This window comes from Micromonospora maritima (assembly GCF_902825405.1).
Taxonomy (GTDB): Bacteria; Actinomycetota; Actinomycetes; order Mycobacteriales; family Micromonosporaceae; genus Micromonospora; species Micromonospora maritima.
Genome location: NZ_CADEAU010000796.1, coordinates 1 through 1,628, shown reverse-complemented (window position 1 = coordinate 1,628; position 1,628 = coordinate 1). Strand labels below are relative to the sequence as shown.

Below are 1,628 nucleotides of genomic sequence, written 5' to 3'. Positions count from 1 at the left end.
CGGCCGGTACGGGGGCGGTGCCGCCGCGGGAGCGGCGCCGCAGCAGGACGACGGTCACCGCGACCAGGAGGAGCAGCAGCACGACCACCCCGCCGACGACGAACAGCCAGGGGAAGGAGCCGCCGGTGACCGCCGCGACGGCCGCGCTGGTGGCGGGCGCGGGTGGCGCCTCGGCGACGGCGCGCAGCTCGGCCGGCTTGGGCTGGTTGGCGACGACCTTCCAGCTCACCGAACGCCCGTTGATCGTGCCGTTGGTGTCGAGCACCCGGCCGGGGAACGTCACGGATATCTCGAACGACATCAACGTCATGAACGCCTGCTGGTTCCGCGGGTCCTGTTCGGCCACCTTGCCGCCGTATTTCTTCGGATCCAGCGGTAGCGAGAAGCGATAGAGATCGTCGTCGCGGACAAGATTCACACTTTCGCTCGTGAATTGCGACAACGGTGTTTTCCGGTAGGCGATCTGAATGCCGTAGTAGGTGGCGTCCTCGTACCGGCTCTCGGCGCCGGCGGGAAGCGTGGGAATGTTCTGCCGCAGTTCGGCGAAGGCCGCCGCGACGTCCGGGTTCCGCTGCTTGAGCACGGACTTCTGGGCGGTCAGCAGGAGCTGGCCGGAGACCGTGTCGTCGGTGTTCACGGTCAGCCCGAGGTTGAGCTGCATGCAGCCGCTCAGTGTCGCCACGAGGGCGAGACACACCGCGAGGCGGAATGCCCGGCTGCGGCGGAGTCTCGTATTCATGCGCCCAGTGTGGGCGGTCGCGTCACCGTCGGCAGTCAGCGATCAGCCAGCGCTTTGTCGCCGATCTTACCGGTTCGCTCTCCCCTTCGGACGACCCCGGATTCCGGCGCGCTCGATATTCTGGAAGGTTGTTCGCGAATATCATTCCGCCGTGGTGATCCGAAAGACCGGCAGGTCGGCGGCGACCCGGGTGAAGTCGGCGAGCGGGGCGTCGCGGTCCACCGGGACGTGCGGGCGCGCGCCGGGGGCCAGCGCGAGGTGGCGGCGCAGGATCGGCGGCCGCTGCGCCACCGGCACCTCGACCAGCCGGACCGGCTCCCGGCGGCCGCGTCGCAGCACCGCGCGCCCGCCGGCGGCGCGGACGTTTGCCACCCAGTTGACCCGTTCGCCCAGCATGGACACCAGGTAGCGCGCGCCCTCGTGGTCGGCGACCACGAGCGGCACGGCCACGGTCCGGCCGGTGCGCCGGCCCGGCACCTCCAGGGTGACCCAGTGCCGCGGGCCCAGGCCGGCGGCGAACTGCGCGGCGGACAGCGCGTTCATCGCCCGGGCGAGCCGGTTCGGCCGGCCGCCCCGGTACATCCACCTCAACTGTCGCTGCCAGACTCCCGTACCCATGAGGGCTCCCTCCGTCCCCTCCATTACGGACCCCGGGCGGAGGCGTCGGCCAGGGTCGTTCGGCCCGGCGCCGGTCACCCGCCGCGCGTCGGGCCCGGGTACGCCGGCGGTCAGCCCGGCGGCCGCCAGTCGGCGTACCGCGCCATGCCGCGCAGCGCCGCCCGGGACGGGGTCAACCGGATCGCCGTGTCGCGCAGGGCGAGCGCCACCGGGTTGCGCAACTGCTGGCCGTACCGGGCCGTGCGCAGGGCCGCGCGGGCGACGGCCTGGC

Annotated in this window: 2 protein-coding genes; both read right to left on the bottom strand. The window is 72.4% G+C overall.

Annotation, left to right across the window (positions count from 1 at the left end; translation table 11 throughout):
- Positions 1 to 661: LppM family (lipo)protein (locus HUW36_RS32370; RefSeq protein WP_174531525.1), on the bottom strand; the 661-nt coding region annotated here is incomplete at its 3' end.
- Between the two features lie 219 nt (positions 662 to 880).
- The gene (locus HUW36_RS32365) at positions 881 to 1,357 is read right to left on the bottom strand and encodes a nitroreductase/quinone reductase family protein (RefSeq protein WP_174531524.1); all 477 of its coding nucleotides are present in this window, start codon (positions 1,355 to 1,357) and stop codon (positions 881 to 883) included.
- Positions 1,358 to 1,628: the final 271 nt, after the last annotated feature.